Raw genomic sequence first — 548 nt, forward strand, 5'->3', positions numbered from 1 at the left:
GCCGGTGGCTTTCAGTGTGTGCATCCACTCGCTCATCCGTTGCTCTGGATCGACCTTTTCTTTCGGGCGCCGCGTATCCAGCGCGGCCATGTCGCGTGATTTTAGCGATGCATCTTCCCCTACGGCCGCCTTAATCGCCTGAGTGCGACTGGAGAATTCGACGACCGGTACGTCTTTCAGTTCCCACATGCCGTGCTTTCCCACTATCTCAGTCTCATAGCCCAACGCCGTGACATCCTGATGCAGTGTGGCGCGGTAAATTTTGCCAAAGGCTATCTGGTTCGCGTACACGTTTTCTATGAAGCCGGTTTTGCCGACCTTATCGCTGCTGAGCGTGCGCCAATCATCACCGTGCCTGGTGAGGTTGGCCACCACGGCATGGGTGTGCAACAGCGGCTCCTGGTCACGGCTGGTATCGTGATTAAACAGCGCCATCACCAGATTGCCGGTCAACTCGGTCTGACTTTTACCGTCGGTCATCACCCGCGTCGAGGCCAGTGCCTCCACCTGCTTCACAGCGGTATCCACCGCGTGGTTGTGTGCGTCAA

The 548-nt window shown here is 57.5% G+C and carries 1 protein-coding gene; it reads right to left on the bottom strand.

The annotated features are described in order from the left end of the window. Positions 1 to 548: MobF family relaxase (gene mobF / locus ACMV5I_RS29665; protein WP_414825986.1), on the bottom strand; the 548-nt coding region annotated here is incomplete at both ends.

The organism is Serratia sp. T13T92, assembly GCF_047530105.1.
In the GTDB taxonomy this organism is placed as follows: domain Bacteria; phylum Pseudomonadota; class Gammaproteobacteria; order Enterobacterales; family Enterobacteriaceae; genus Chania; species Chania fonticola.